10 protein-coding genes are annotated in these 13,828 nt (G+C 67.2%); 2 read left to right on the forward strand and 8 right to left on the reverse strand.

All coding sequences use genetic code 11. From position 1 onward, the window contains the following. Nucleotides 1-46: 46 nt before the first annotated feature. The 5 genes from WG924_RS14700 to zapE all read right to left on the reverse strand — a co-directional run bounded on the left by WG924_RS14700 (nucleotide 47) and on the right by zapE (nucleotide 7,811). Complete coding sequence (locus tag WG924_RS14700; protein ID WP_345933799.1) at nucleotides 47-2,944, reverse strand: 2-oxoglutarate dehydrogenase E1 component; 2,898 nt, start codon at nucleotides 2,942-2,944, stop codon at nucleotides 47-49. 68 nt (nucleotides 2,945-3,012) lie between these two features. Next, nucleotides 3,013-3,888, reverse strand: a complete 876-nt coding sequence (gene sucD / locus WG924_RS14705; protein ID WP_345933800.1) for a succinate--CoA ligase subunit alpha — start codon at nucleotides 3,886-3,888, stop codon at nucleotides 3,013-3,015. 2 nt (nucleotides 3,889-3,890) lie between these two features. Beyond that, the gene (sucC, locus tag WG924_RS14710; protein ID WP_345933801.1) at nucleotides 3,891-5,060 is read right to left on the reverse strand and encodes an ADP-forming succinate--CoA ligase subunit beta; all 1,170 of its coding nucleotides are present in this window, start codon (nucleotides 5,058-5,060) and stop codon (nucleotides 3,891-3,893) included. Between the two features lie 181 nt (nucleotides 5,061-5,241). Next, nucleotides 5,242-6,186, reverse strand: coding sequence for a malate dehydrogenase (mdh, locus tag WG924_RS14715; protein WP_345933802.1), 945 nt, complete (start codon nucleotides 6,184-6,186; stop codon nucleotides 5,242-5,244). Between the two features lie 452 nt (nucleotides 6,187-6,638). Then, the gene (zapE, locus tag WG924_RS14720; RefSeq protein ID WP_345933803.1) at nucleotides 6,639-7,811 is read right to left on the reverse strand and encodes a cell division protein ZapE; all 1,173 of its coding nucleotides are present in this window, start codon (nucleotides 7,809-7,811) and stop codon (nucleotides 6,639-6,641) included. Nucleotides 7,812-7,998: 187 nt separating this feature from the next. Between zapE and WG924_RS14725 the strand changes: the two genes are divergently transcribed. Both WG924_RS14725 and WG924_RS14730 read left to right on the forward strand, forming a co-directional pair. Next, entirely contained in the window at nucleotides 7,999-9,597 is a 1,599-nt protein-coding gene (locus WG924_RS14725; RefSeq protein WP_345933804.1) for a gamma-glutamyltransferase family protein, read from the forward strand. Nucleotides 9,598-9,799: 202 nt separating this feature from the next. Further along, nucleotides 9,800-10,792 (forward strand): aspartate-semialdehyde dehydrogenase, encoded by a 993-nt coding sequence (locus WG924_RS14730; protein WP_345933805.1) that lies wholly within the window; start codon nucleotides 9,800-9,802, stop codon nucleotides 10,790-10,792. A gap of 170 nt (nucleotides 10,793-10,962) precedes the next feature. Here WG924_RS14730 and mutT read toward each other — a convergent pair whose 3' ends face one another. The 3 genes from mutT to WG924_RS14745 form a co-directional block, all read right to left on the reverse strand. Further along, nucleotides 10,963-11,421, reverse strand: coding sequence for an 8-oxo-dGTP diphosphatase MutT (gene mutT / locus WG924_RS14735; RefSeq protein ID WP_345933807.1), 459 nt, complete (start codon nucleotides 11,419-11,421; stop codon nucleotides 10,963-10,965). A 7-nt stretch (nucleotides 11,422-11,428) separates the two neighbouring features. Further along, on the reverse strand, nucleotides 11,429-12,667 hold the full coding sequence (gene argJ, locus WG924_RS14740) for a bifunctional glutamate N-acetyltransferase/amino-acid acetyltransferase ArgJ (RefSeq protein WP_345933808.1): 1,239 nt from the start codon (nucleotides 12,665-12,667) through the stop codon (nucleotides 11,429-11,431). Between the two features lie 128 nt (nucleotides 12,668-12,795). Continuing rightward, nucleotides 12,796-13,725, reverse strand: coding sequence for a peptidylprolyl isomerase (locus tag WG924_RS14745; protein ID WP_345933809.1), 930 nt, complete (start codon nucleotides 13,723-13,725; stop codon nucleotides 12,796-12,798). Nucleotides 13,726-13,828: the final 103 nt, after the last annotated feature.

Raw genomic sequence — 13,828 nt, forward strand, 5'->3', positions numbered from 1 at the left:
CACAAACCGGGCCGCATGACAGTCATGCGGCCCGGCCTTGCATCGATCAGCCTGCCAATGCGTCGTCGATCAGCGCCTTTTGCTCTGCAACATGCTTGTGGTGCGAGCCGGTGGCCGGGGCCGCCGCCTCGGGCCGCCCGGCATAGCGCACGCGCTTGCCGGTCGCACCCATGCTGTCGATCAGGTCGTCCAGACGCGGGCTCATGAAGAACCAGTAGCCCTGATTCTTCGGCTCTTCCTGCGCCCAGACCAGATCCGCGTTCGGATAGCGGCGCAGTTCCTCGGCGATCGAGGTTGCCGGGAACGGGGCAAGCTGCTCCACACGGATGATCGCGACATCGTCGATCTCGCGGTTGCGGCGCTCTTCCAGCAGGTCGTAATAGAGCTTGCCGGTGCACAGCACCACGCGACGGACCTTGTCGGAATGACGCAGCCGGTCCACTTCGCCCAGCACCCGATGGAAGCTGGAGCCGGGGCCCATATCCGACAGCTTCGACACCGCCAGCTTGTGACGCAGCAGCGATTTCGGCGTCATCATGATCAGCGGCTTGCGGAACTTGCGGTGGATCTGCCGGCGCAGGATGTGGAAATAGTTCGACGGCGTGGTGCAGTTGGCGACCTGGATGTTGTCCTCGCCATACAGCTGCAGGAAGCGTTCAGGCCGTGCCGAGGAATGCTCCGGCCCCTGGCCCTCATAGCCATGCGGCAGCAGCATCACCAGGCCCGACATGCGCAGCCATTTCGATTCCGCCGAGCAGATGAACTGATCGATCATCACCTGCGCGCCGTTCACGAAATCGCCGAACTGTGCTTCCCAGACCACCAGGGCATTCGGTTCGGCCATCGAATAGCCGTATTCGAAGCCCAGCACCGCATATTCCGACAGCAGGCTGTCGACCACCTCGTAAGACGCCGCGGCGCCCAGATTGTTCAGCGGGATATAGCGGTCTTCGGTCTTCTGGTCGATCAGCACCGAATGGCGGTGCGAGAAGGTGCCGCGCCCGACATCCTGGCCCGACAGGCGAACCGGATAGCCTTCGGTCAGCAGGGTGCCGAAGGCGAGCGATTCGCCAAGCGCCCAGTCGATCCCCTCGCCGCCCTCGATCGCGTCACGCTTCTGGCCCAGCTGGCGCAGGATCTTGCGATGGACGTTCACGCCCTCAGGGTTGTCGGTCAGCTTGAAACCGATCTCGCGCAGCCGTTCCAGCGACACGGCGGTCGATCCGCGGCGGTCGTCGTTCGGCGCGCGCGAATAGCCCTTCCAGACGCCCTCGAACCAGTCGGCCTTGTTGGGGCGATAGGTCTTGGACTGCTCCAGATCCTGTTCGAGCTGCTGATGGAAGGTCTTCAGCGCGCCATCGACCTCGTCGCGGGTCATCACGCCGTCGCCGACCATGCGGTCGCCATAGACCTGCAGCAGCGTGGGGTGCTGCGCGATCTTGCGATACATCAGCGGCTGGGTGAACGAGGGCTCGTCGGCCTCGTTATGGCCATGGCGGCGATAGCAGAAGATGTCGAGCACGACATCCTTGTGGAAGGTCTGGCGGAATTCGGCCGCCAGCCGCGACACATAGACCACCGCCTCCGGATCGTCGCCATTCACATGGAACACCGGCGCGTCGACCATCTTCGCCACATCCGACGGATAGGGCGAGGAGCGCGAGTATTTCGGGCTGGTGGTGAAACCGATCTGGTTGTTCACGATCACATGGACCGTGCCGCCGGTGCGATAGCCCTTCAGTTCCGACAGCGCGAAGCATTCGGCAACGACGCCCTGGCCCGCGAAGGCCGCGTCGCCATGCATCAGGATGCTCATCACCTTGGTACGGTCGGCGTCGCCGCGCTGCATCTGCTTGGCGCGCGCCTTGCCGACCACGACCGGGTTCACCGCTTCCAGATGCGACGGATTGGCGGTCAGCGACAGATGCACGGTGCGGCCATTGGCCAGCGTGCGGTCGGCCGAGGTGCCCAGATGATACTTCACGTCGCCCGAGCCCTGAACGTCCTCAGGGGTGGCCGAGCCGCCGTTGAATTCGTTGAACACCGCCGTGAACGACTTGCCCATCACCGCGGTCAGCACGTTCAGGCGCCCGCGATGCGGCATGCCCAGAACGACTTCCTCGCAGCCCAGATCCGACCCGCGCTCAAGAATCGCTTCCAGCGCCGGGATCAGGGCCTCGCCGCCTTCCAGCGAAAAGCGCTTGGTGCCGGTATATTTGATGTTCAGGAACCGTTCGAAGCCCTCGGCGATCACGACCTGACCGAAGATCCGCTTGCGGGTCTCGGTGTCGAAGGCCTGATCGGGGCGGTCGGCCTCGATGCGGGTCTGCAGCCATGCCTTCTGTTCGGGCGACTGAATATGCATGAACTCGACGCCGACCGTCCGGCAATAGGTCGCGTTCAGCTTGTTCAGCACCTCGCGCAGCGTGGCGCTGCTCAGCCCCAGAACGCCGTCGACATAGAAGGTGCGGTCCAGATCGGCATCGGTGAAGCCATAAGAGGCCGGGTCCAGTTCCGGATGGCCGGTGGGCGCTTCCAGGCCCAGCGGATCCAGATTGGCCACCAGATGGCCGCGCACGCGATAGGCGCGGATCAGCATCAGCAGCCGGATGCTGTCCACCGTCGCGGAACGTTCCCCCGAAATCTCGGTGGTCTGGCCGTTCAGCGGACCGACACGCAGTTCGGTCGCGCCGTCCAGGGGTGCGACGAACCCCCGGGTCTCGGCACTGCCATTGGTCGCCGTCGCGGGCACCATGCCGGGCGCCCAGGGGGCGCCCCGCACTTCGGCGAGGACGGACGCGGCTTCGTCGCCCAGATCGGCGAAGAACCCCTGCCAGCTTTCATCAACCGACGAGGGGTTCTGAACGAAACGCGCGTAGAGATCGGCGATAAAGGCGCCGTTGCTCCCGAACAGGAACGAAAGTTGCTCGCTTTGCGCAGCCATCTTGAGCATTGGGAGCGCCGCTTACGCGGCGCCCTCTCCAGGTTTGGGTCTGGTTCGTGACAGATCCGTCAGCCTCGGAGCACCTGAACCATGGTGCTGCCAAGCGCCGCGGGCGATTGGGCAACGACGATGCCGGCGGACCGCATCGCGTCGAGCTTGTCGTCCGCACCACCCTTGCCGCCGCTGATAATGGCGCCGGCATGGCCCATACGACGGCCGGGAGGGGCGGTCCGACCGGCGATGAAACCGACGGTCGGCTTCTTCACCTTGGACTGCTTCAGGAACTCGGCGGCATCCTCTTCCGCGGAACCACCGATCTCGCCGATCATGATGATCGCCTCGGTCTCGGGGTCTTTCAGGAACAGGTCGAGCGCGTCGATGAAGTTCGTGCCGTTGATCGGATCGCCGCCGATGCCGATGCAGGTCGACTGACCGAGGCCCGCCGCGGTGGTCTGCGCCACGGCCTCGTAAGTCAACGTGCCCGAGCGGGACACGATCCCGATCTTGCCACGCTGGTGGATGTGGCCCGGCATGATACCGATCTTGCATTCGCCGGGTGTGATAACGCCGGGGCAATTGGGGCCGATCAGCCGGGTCGACGAGCGCTCCAGCGCCCGCTTCACCCGCACCATGTCCAGCACCGGAATGCCTTCGGTGATGCAGACGACCAGGCGGACCTCGGCGTCGATCGCCTCAAGGATCGCATCGGCCGCATACGGCGGCGGCACATAGATCACCGAGGCATCGGCCCCGGTCCGCTCCACCGCATCGGCGACGGTGTCGAACACCGGCAGATCCAGATGGGTGGTGCCGCCCTTGCCCGGGGTCACGCCGCCAACCATGCGGGTGCCATAGGCAATGGCCTGCTCGGAATGGAAAGTCCCCTGCTGGCCGGTGAAGCCCTGGCAGATGACCTTGGTCTCAGAATTGACGAGAACGGCCATGGTCAGGCGGCCTCCTTCACGGCTTTCACGATCTTTTCGGCAGCATCCGCCAGGTCGTCGGCGGACATGATCGGCAGGCCCGAATTCGCCAGGATCGCCTTGCCCTTCTCGACATTGGTGCCTTCGAGACGAACGACCAGCGGAACCTGAAGGCTGATTTCACGCGCGGCAGCGACCACGCCCTCGGCGATCACGTCGCAACGCATGATACCGCCGAAGATGTTAACAAGAATGCCTTCGACGTTCGGATCCGACAGGATCAGCTTGAATGCCGTCGTCACCCGCTCACGCGTGGCACCGCCGCCGACATCCAGGAAGTTCGCCGGCTCGCCGCCATACAGCTTGATGATGTCCATGGTCGCCATGGCCAGGCCCGCGCCATTGACCATGCAGCCGATATTGCCATCCAGCTTGATATAGTTCAGCGCGTGGCGCGACGCTTCCAGCTCCGACGGATCTTCCTCGCTCTCGTCGCGAAGATCCTCGATGTCCTTGTGACGGAACAGCGCGTTGTCGTCGAAGTTCATCTTGGCGTCCAGCGCGATCACGTCGCCCGCGCCGGTCACGACCAGCGGGTTGATCTCGACGATGCTCGCATCGGTGCCGATCACGGCCTGATACATGGCCAGCATGAACTTGGTCGCCACCGACACCTGCTTGCCTTCAAGGCCGAGGCCATAGGCGATCTTGCGGGCGTGGAAGGGCTGCATGCCGGTGATGACGTCGACCGGAACCTTGATGATCTTCTCAGGGGTCGCGTGGGCGACCTCTTCGATCTCCATGCCGCCTTCGGTCGAGGCCATGAAGGTGACGCACGAGGTCTCGCGGTCGATCACCACGCCCAGATACAGCTCGCGACGGATGTCGCAGCCGTCCTCGACATAGATCCGCTTGACTTCCTTGCCCTCGGGGCCGGTCTGGTGGGTCACCAGCGTCATGCCCAGCATCGCCTTGGCGGCGGCGGCCACATCGTCGAGCGACTTCACCACCTTCACGCCGCCGGCCTTGCCACGGCCGCCGGCATGGATCTGCGCCTTCACGACCCAGACCGGGCCGCCCAGGCTCCGGGCCACGTCGACCGCCTCTTCCGGCGTGTAGGCAACGCCGCCACGGGGCACCGCGACCCCGTATTTCGCGAGCAGGGCCTTCGCTTGGTATTCGTGGATATTCATTGAGCCTCTTCCCTAGACCGCTCGATCAGCCGCGGTGGCGCTGGCGCCTGCATTTATAGCACCCGCAGGCAGGTGCGCAACCGCCGCCCCCCGCAACGTCAAGCGCTTGGGGCCGCGGACCGCACCTTTTCCGGCAGAAACCGGCAGGGCTGCCACACGGCCACCATGAGCCTTGCGTCGATCAGACCGACAGCGCCTCGTTGAGCTTCTTCACCGCGTCGACCGAGTGCAGGAACGCGGCCTTCTCTTCCTCGTTCAGCTCGATCTCGACGATCCGCTCCACGCCGCCCTCGCCGATCACCACCGGCACGCCGACATAGAGGCCGTCGATGCCATACTGGCCGGTCAGCATCGCCGCGCAGGGCATGACCCGCTTCTTGTCCTTCAGATAGGCTTCCGCCATCTGGATCGCCGAGGCGGCGGGGGCATAGAAGGCCGAGCCGGTCTTGAGCAGGCTGACGATCTCGGCGCCGCCGTCGCGGGTGCGCTGAATGATCTGGTCCAGCTTCTCCTGGGTCATCCAGCCCATCTTGACCAGATCGGGCAGCGGAATGCCGCCGACGGTGGAATAGCGCGGCAGCGGCACCATGGTGTCGCCATGGCCGCCCAGCACGAAGGCGGTCACGTCCTCGACCGACACGTTCAGCGCCTCGGCGATGAAATAGCGGAAGCGGGCGCTGTCGAGCACGCCGGCCATGCCGACGACCTTCGCCGGGTTGAGGCCGGAGAACTTCTGCATCAGGCCGACCATCACGTCGAGCGGGTTCGTGATCACGATCACGAAGGCGTCGGGGCAATGGGTCTTGATGCCGTCTGCGACCTGGCCGACGATCTTGGCGTTGATGGCCAGCAGGTCATCGCGGCTCATGCCCGGCTTGCGGGCGATGCCGGCGGTGACGATGACGACATCGGCGCCGGCGAGCGCCGCATAGTCGTTCGCACCGGTCAGGCGGCTGTCGAAGCTGTCGACCGGCGACGATTCGGCGATGTCGAGCGCCTTGCCCTGGGGCATGCCGTCGACCACGTCGAACAGAACGACGTCGCCAAGCTCCTTGAGCCCGGCCAGATGGGCCAGGGTGCCGCCGATATTGCCGGCGCCCACCAGTGCGATCTTGTTGCGTGCCATCGGGTTTCCTCGCGACTGTCCAGCGTCTGGCGTCGGCCGGCAGGCGGGGCCGGGCCTGCCCCATCCCTCAGCGGCCGAAGCCCCTGGCGGAATGCGGATCAGGTACGGTCACGCGCGCCGGTCGCGCCGCCGACGCACATCCGGGCATGATCCGGCCCGGATGTGCGGATGTAAAAGCCGTCACCTCGCCCCGCCCGTCACCCGAACCCCGCGGACCCGCCCTGACGGGGGTCGACGCTCAAGGGCCGGTTCCGGCCGGTCTGCCGCGCCACAGCCGGAAAAACCGTCCGGTGCGTCGCGGCCTGCTGCCTCGCAATCATTCGAACGTGAAGCCGGGTCCACCCGGTGTTTCCGTTCGGAAATTCTCGCGCCGTAACTACTCTCTTTCCGGTCACGAAGCAAGCAACCCCGGTTGGGCGCCCCCGCCGCGCGGCCCGTGCCGCCCGCCGCGTTCAGGTCAGATGCGGCAGCGCCAGATACTCCTTGCTCTGCATCTCGGCCAGCCTCGATGCGGTGCGGGCAAACTCGAACGATCCGTCACCCGCCGGGTACAGATCGTCGGGCCACGCCGCCGCCGAGCAGACCAGCTTCACCCGGTGTTCATATAGTTCGTCGACGAGCGTGACAAAACGTGCGGCCTGGTCGCGCTTTTCCGGGCCCATCGCCGGAATCCCGTCGATAATCACGGTGTGGTGCTGACGGGCGATCTCGATGTAATCGGCGGCACCCAGCGGTTTCGCACACAGATCGGCGAAACCGAACCGCGCCACGCCGCCCGCCGCCATCGGCACATCGATCCGCCGCCCCGACACGTCCAGCACCGCGCGTGCCGGCGCGGCCCCGCCGGCAAGATCGCTGAAGGCCTCGTCCAGCGCCCGCCGCGCCGATGCGTCGGCCGGCACATGATAGACCGGCATCAGCGTCAGTCGATCCAGACGATAGTCGCGGTCGGCCGCCAGCTCCATCACCTCCAGGCTGTCGCGGACCAGCCGGATGAAGGGCAGGAACCGGTCACGTTGCAGGCCGTCGAGATACAGATCTTCGGGCGGACGGTTCGATGTCGCGATCACGAACACCCCGCGTGCCAGCACATGGGTGAACAGCCGCCCCAGAATCATGGCGTCGGCGACGTCGCGGACCTGGAATTCGTCGAAGCACAGCAGCCGGGCTTCGGCGGCCACGGCATCGGCGATCCGCGGCAACGGGTCGGGTTCACGATCCTGGTCGCCGGTGGTACGCCAGGCATGCAGCCGGGCGTGGATATCCAGCATGAAGGCATGGAAATGCACCCGCCGCTTCGGCGCCACCGGTGCGGCACGGAAGGCCATGTCCATCAGCATCGATTTGCCGCGCCCGACACCGCCCCACAGATACAGGCCGCGCGGTCCGGCCGGCATCGGCGGCGGGCCGTCATCAGCCTCCGATCCACCGAACAGCCGGCCAAGCAGGCCGCGTTTGCGGGATGCCGACGCCGGCGCCGATGGCGAGGGTGCCGCACTCATCCGGCGCAGCAGCGCGCTCAACCGCTCGACGGCTGCCGCCTGGGCCGGATCGGCGGCAAGGCGCCCCTCTGCCACCATCCGGGCATACTGGCTCGACGGATCTTCTCGTGTCGGGTCGGACAAGGTGGTCGGGCTCTGGTTCTGAACGGGTGATAGCGGCCGGGGGCAGGCTCAAGATGGGCCATCCGGCTCGATGGCACAACCCGCAAGCCTGCGGGTCGGCCATGCAGTGGGCGCCAGACCTCGCGCGCCGCGCACATTCGTGCCAAGATCATGCATCTCAGGCGATCTTCGCGGAAAGGCCCCCCAGATGCGCGATTTCCAGCGGCCCGGACGGTCGGCCGTCTATGCCAACGAAGCCATGGCTGCGACCTCGCACCCGCTGGCGACCCTGGTTGCCCTCGACAAGTTGAAGGCCGGCGGCAACGCGGTTGATGCGGCGATCGCCGCGGTCGCGGTGCTGGGGCTGCTCGAACCCCACATGACCGGGGTGGGCGGGGACTGCTGGGCACTGATCCAGCGCGCCGGGGAGGCCCGGCCGCTCTGTTATAACGGCACCGGCCGGGCGGCGGCGGCCAGTGGCCCCGGCATCGACCGGCTGTTGGCCGAAGGCGCCACCGCCGTGCCCCAGACCGATCCGCTGGCCGTGACCGTGCCGGGGGCGGTGGAAGCCTGGGCGCGGTTGTCGGCCGATCACGGCCGGCTGGGGCTCGACCGGGTGCTGGCACCGGCGATCGACCTTGCCCGTGCCGGCGCGCCGGTGGCGCCGCGGGTGGCCGCCGACTGGGCCTGTCATGTCGAATTGCTGTCGCGCAACGAGGTGACCGCCCAGAGCTTCCTGGCCGGCGCCCGCGCGCCCGAGGCCGGCGCCCGGATCGCGCAGACCCAGATGTGCCGCACATTGTCGGCCATCGCCAAGGATGGCCCGGCGGCATTCTATGAGGGCTGGATCGCGGAAGACATGGTCGAGACCCTGCGCGGTCTGGGCGGCTGCCACAGTCTCGACGATTTCGCCGGCCATGCCGGGCACTATACCGACCCGGCCGCCGGGCAGTATCGCGGCCGTCATATCTTCGAGACCCCGCCCAACAGCCAGGGACTGATCGCGCTGGCGATCCTGGCGATGATCGAGGGTGTCGATGTCGCGGCCCTCGACCCCGACGGGCCGGCCTTTCACGATCTGATCGCGCGGGCGAGCGAGGCCGCCATCGCGCTCCGCGACCAGCATCTGTCCGACCCGGAGGACCGCTTCGGCGACGAGGATGGCGGCGCCACCCGGATCATGGACGAGGCCCGCCGCCTGGCGCCGCAGATTGCCGCCGGTGCCAGGGTGGCGCCCAGCCCGCGCGCACCCGGCGGCAGCGGCGACACGGTATACGTCACCGTGGTCGATCGCGACCAGACCGCGGTGTCGATGGTCAACTCGATCTTCTCGGCCTTCGGCAGCGGCATCACCTGCCCACGGTCGGGCGTGTTGTTCAACAGCCGCGGCACCGGCTTCCGTCTGCGCCCCGGAACGCCCGGGCACTACACGCCGGGGCGTCGCCCGCCGCATACCCTGGTCGCCGGCATGATGGGCGATGGCCGGCGCCCGGTGATGAGTTTCGGCGTGATGGGCGGTCAGTATCAGGCCATCGGCCATGCCACCCTGCTTGCCCGGATGCTCGACCACGGGCTCGATCCGCAGGCGGCGATCGACCTGCCGCGCAGTCAGGCCATGGGCGGGGTGCTGGAACTGGAAACCGGCGCGGCCCCCACGCTGATGCCGCAGTTGATCGGCCTCGGCAACCGGGTCCGTGCCGCGGCCCAGCCGCTGGGTGGCGCCCAGGCGATCGTGATCGACTGGGAGCGCGGCGTGCTGATCGGCGGTTCCGACCCGCGCAAGGATGGCTGCGCCCTCGGATACTGAGCCCCCGGATTATCGCCGGCAACCGCCCCTGCCCCGAGAACTTTTCAACCGAGCCACCCGGTATACCGCCGGCCGTTGCGCGTGGGGGACCAAGCTGTTAGCGTGCGCGCCGCTTGCAGATGCGCGGGGCCGGCATCATCTCTGAATGATCCGAGGCCCGCGCGTCGTTCCCGACACGCTCAAACCCCAAGGAACACATCCCATGCGGATCGGTATCGTCGGCGCCACCGGCGCGGTCGGTCAGGAAACGATCCAGGTCCTCAAGGACCGGCGCTTTCCCGTGACCGAGCTTCATCTCTTCGCCTCCGAGCGGAGTGCCGGCAAAACCACCGAGACCGCGTTCGGCCCGGTGACCATCGAGGCGTTCTCGGTCGAGGCCACGCGGGCGATGGACATCGTGTTCCTGGCGGTGTCGGGCGATTTCGCCAAGGAATTCGCGCCCGCGATCTCAAGCGCCGGCGGCGCCATCGTGATCGACAATTCCTCGGCCTTCCGCTACGACGACGCGGTGCCGCTGGTGGTGCCGGAGATCAATGGCCGCCGCGCGCTGGGCCAGACCCTGATCGCCAATCCCAACTGCACCACCGCCATCCTGCTGATGGCGCTGGCGCCACTGCATGCCGAATTCGGTGTGAAGCGCGCCATCGTCTCCACCTATCAGGCGGCCAGCGGCGCCGGCGCCGAAGGCATGACCGAGCTTGCCGAGGGTGCGCGCGAATTCCTGGCCGGCCAGCCGGTGACGGCCTCGAAATTCGCCCATCCGCTGGCCTTCAACCTGATCCCGCATATCGACAGCTTCCAGGACAATGGCTACACGCGTGAGGAAATGAAGGTCTTGTGGGAAACCCGCAAGATCATGGAGGCGCCCGAGGTGCTGTTGTCGTGCACGGCGGTGCGGGTGCCGACCATGCGCGCCCATGCCGAGGCGGTGACCATCGAGACCCTGCGCCCGATCACGCCGGCCGCCGCCCGCGCCGTGCTGGCCAAGACCCCCGGCGTTCAGGTGACCGACGACCCGGCGGCGAAGCTCTACCCGATGCCGCTGACCGCCTCGACCAAATATGACGTCGAGGTCGGCCGCATCCGCGAAAGCCTGGTCTTCGGCGACACCGGCCTCGACTTCTTCGTCTGCGGCGACCAGTTGCTGAAGGGCGCGGCGTTGAACACGGTGCAGATCGCCGAAATCCTGATCTGATCCGCCCACAGGCTTCCCGACGCCCACGGCTTCCCGACGAGAACGCCGGCCTCCCATGTCTGGGAGGCCGGCGTTTTTCATGTTGGAGCAAGCCGACGGTGATACTCTGAACCAGATGCCAGAGTATCCGTGATGGTCGAGGGCGGGATTGCCGCCAAAGGTGGGCCGCTCTACAGCATATCCCTGAGCATGGCGATCAGCGGCAGGTCGGCAGGCGGCATCGGATAGTCGCGCAGCCTGGAAATCCGCACCCAGGCCAGTGTCTGGCCCTCACGCGGGGTGGGGGTGCCGCGCCACTGCCGGCAGACATAGACCGGCATCAGCAGATGAAAATCGGGATAGGCGTGGCTGGCAAAGGTGGCCGGCGCCAGGCATGAGGCGCTGGTGTCGATGCCGAGCTCTTCGTGAAGCTCGCGGACCAGCGCCGCTTCAGGGCGCTCCCCCGGCGCCACCTTGCCGCCGGGGAATTCCCACAAGCCCGCCATCGCCTTGCCTTCCGGGCGCTTCGCGATCAGCACCCGGTTGTCGACATCCAGCAGCGCCACGGCAACCACCAGCAGCAGCTTCGCCGGCCCGGCGGGCAAAGGGGCCGCGGCGGCGCAGCCATACAGCTCGGCGTCGTCGGGCATGACGGTGTCAGCTCCGGTAATCGGCGTTGATCTCGATATAGCCATGGGTCAGATCGCAGGTCCACACCGTGGCCACCCCCTCGCCGATACCCACATCGACGGCAATCTCGATCTCCTCGCCCTTCATATAGTCAGCGACATGGGCCGTCTCGTCGTAATCGGGGTGCACGGCGCCGTTCTCGGCCACCAGCACGCCGCCGATATGGATGCGCAGCCGGTCTTCGGCCACCCGCTCGCCCGACCGGCCCAGCGCCGCCACGATCCGACCCCAGTTGGCGTCCGATCCGGCGATGGCGGTCTTGACCAGCGGCGAATTGGCGACGGTCAGGCCGATGCGGCGGGCGGCCGCGTCATTCTCGGCGCCGGTGATGGTCAGGGTGACGAATTTGGTCGCCCCCTCGCCATCGCGCACCACCTGGCGGGCCAGATCCGACAGCACCGCCTCCAGGGCGGCGGCGAAGGCGGCACCATCGGCGTCTTCCTCGGCCAGCACTCGGTTGCCGGCGGCGCCGGTCGCGAACATCATCACGCAATCATTGGTCGAGGTGTCGCCATCGACCGTGATCGCATTGAACGAGCGGTCGACCGCGCGCGCCAGCAGCCGCTGTGCCAGGGTGGCGCCGATCGCCGTATCGGTGAACACGAAGCCCAGCATGGTCGCCATGTTCGGCGCGATCATGCCCGATCCCTTGGCGAAGCCCGCGACCGTGACCGTGCGGCCATCGACGGTCGCGGTTGCGACCGATCCCTTGGGGAAGGTGTCGGTGGTCATGATCGACCGCGCGGCAGCCTGCCAGGCGGCATTGTCGCTGCCGGCCCGTCCCGACAATTGCGGCAGCAGATCGGCGATCGGCTTGGGGTCCATCGGCACGCCGATCACGCCGGTCGAGGCGACGAACACCTCTTCGCGCGCACACTCCAGCACCGCCGCCGCCGCATCCACCTCGGCCGCCACCGAGCGGGCACCGGTCGGACCGGTGAAGGCATTGGCATTGCCGGCATTCACCACCAGCGCCCGCGCCCGGCCGCCGGCCAGCGCGGTTTCGCACCAGCGCACCGGCGCCGCCCGGGTGGCGGTGGTGGTGAAGCAGCCGGCAACCACGGTGCCGGGCGCGAACTCCGCCCAGAGCAGGTCGTCACGGCCCTTATATCTCAGCCCGGTCATGCCCGTGGCGAGGCGCACACCCGCGATCGGGGGCATATCAGGGAAGGATGCAGGTGCCAGAGGCGACGTCTTAGCGCTCATCAGGCGATGTCTCCGAACGGGATGACGGCGGAGGATGCGAGCCATCCCCCGCCGTACGGGTCAGACCTGGAACATCAACGGCCCGGCCTTCGGCGATGAAACGCCAGAGGCCGGGCCGGTCGGGTGGGTCAGCTCTTGGGTGCCGCGCCGGCTTCCGCAGCCGGGGCCTCGGCTGCCGGAGCTTCGGCTGCCGGAGCTTCGGCTGCCGGAGCTTCGGGCATCGTCTCGGTGAGACGCTCCACCTCGGCATCGGCCTTCAGCGCTTCCAGCGCGTCGTCGACGGCCTCGCGCTGCAACTGCACCTCAAGCTCCTGCTTCTTGTCCTCGAAGGACGGAACCGGCTGCTTGCGGCGCTCTTCCAGCTTGATGACGTGCCAGCCGAACTGGCTCTGCACCGGGTCGGAAATCTCGCCCGGCTTCATCGCGAAGGCGGCATCGGCGAACGGCTTCACCATCCGGTCGGCGGTGAAGAAGCCCAGATCGCCCCCATTGGCGGCGCCGGGATCGGTCGACTTGTCGGCCGCGATCTTGGCGAAATCGCCACCCTTGTCGAGTTCGGCCTTGACCGCCTTGGCCTCGTCCTCGGTCGCCACCAGAATATGGCGGGCGCGGACCTCTTCCTCGGGCGTGAAGCTGGTCTTGAAGTCGTCATACGCGGCCTTCAGGGCCTCGTCGGTGACGGCATTGTCGATCAGCCGGGTCAGATAGGCCTCGGTCAGAACGCGGTCGGCCGCGCGCTGGATGCGCTGCTTCACGTCGTCTTCAGACTCCAACCCCTGCTTGCGGGCGGCCTCGACCATCAGCCGGCTGCTGATCACGTTGTCGAGCAGCGTGTCATACAGCTGCTCGAAGGGCAGCGACCGATAGGGCGGGGGCAGGGTTTCATAGGCGGCGACCACGTCCGAGCGGCGGATGTCGGAACCGTCGACGCGGGCGACGACCGGATCTTCGGCCTTCGGCTCCTCGGCTGCCCGCACGGCCGCGAACGGCACCGTGGAGGCAAGGAGCAGGGCGGCGATGGCGGCACCGAACGGCCGACGCGCGCTGCGCATGAGCATACGGACTTTCTCCCTTGGGGATCGGTCAGGGCTCGGGATCGGGCAGAGGTCGCCGGCCCGCCGGGATTTGTCGCCGGCTGACAGGCGGCCGACGGATCAGGAC

Origin of the sequence: Tistrella arctica (genome assembly GCF_039630945.1) — a bacterium.
Classification (GTDB): Bacteria; Pseudomonadota; Alphaproteobacteria; order Tistrellales; family Tistrellaceae; genus Tistrella; species Tistrella bauzanensis.

Coding starts and splice junctions, on each gene's coding strand:
- WG924_RS14700 (WP_345933799.1), bottom strand. CDS start 2,944: ATGGCTGCGCAAAGCGAGCAACTTTCGTTCCTGTTCGGGAGCAACGGC.
- sucD (WP_345933800.1), bottom strand. CDS start 3,888: ATGGCCGTTCTCGTCAATTCTGAGACCAAGGTCATCTGCCAGGGCTTC.
- sucC (WP_345933801.1), bottom strand. CDS start 5,060: ATGAATATCCACGAATACCAAGCGAAGGCCCTGCTCGCGAAATACGGG.
- mdh (WP_345933802.1), bottom strand. CDS start 6,186: ATGGCACGCAACAAGATCGCACTGGTGGGCGCCGGCAATATCGGCGGC.
- WG924_RS14725 (WP_345933804.1), top strand. CDS start 7,999: ATGCGCGATTTCCAGCGGCCCGGACGGTCGGCCGTCTATGCCAACGAA.
- WG924_RS14730 (WP_345933805.1), top strand. CDS start 9,800: ATGCGGATCGGTATCGTCGGCGCCACCGGCGCGGTCGGTCAGGAAACG.
- mutT (WP_345933807.1), bottom strand. CDS start 11,421: ATGCCCGACGACGCCGAGCTGTATGGCTGCGCCGCCGCGGCCCCTTTG.
- argJ (WP_345933808.1), bottom strand. CDS start 12,667: ATGAGCGCTAAGACGTCGCCTCTGGCACCTGCATCCTTCCCTGATATG.
- WG924_RS14745 (WP_345933809.1), bottom strand. CDS start 13,725: ATGCTCATGCGCAGCGCGCGTCGGCCGTTCGGTGCCGCCATCGCCGCC.